Raw genomic sequence first — 236 nt, 5'->3', positions numbered from 1 at the left:
TCCTCCCCTGGAGCCCCTGGAGCAGGCGGGCGAGGAAGGCCTTGGCCTCGAGGCCGAGCCTCACCTCCTCGGGGCCCGAGGTGCGGTGGTTGTAGGTGGACTCCGGGGCGTCCACCCCGATGAGGCGCACCGGCCCGAGGCCCTGAAGCTCCACCGTGTCCCCGTCCACCACCTTGAGCACCTGAACGGGGCCCTGGAGCCTGCCTTGGGAAGAAAGGGCCAAGGCCAGGCCCATG

Annotated in this window: 1 protein-coding gene; it reads right to left on the bottom strand. The window is 71.2% G+C overall.

All coding sequences use genetic code 11. The annotated features are described in order from the left end of the window. Positions 1-235: thermonuclease family protein (locus ACYQ0J_RS13735; protein WP_460170278.1), on the bottom strand; the 235-nt coding region annotated here is incomplete at its 3' end. Between the last annotated feature and the right edge of the window lies 1 nt (position 236).

This window comes from Thermus sp. FJN-A (assembly GCF_054655095.1).
The sequence above is the reverse complement of the archived record's forward strand: the minus strand, read 5'-3'. Positions and strand labels throughout refer to the sequence as shown.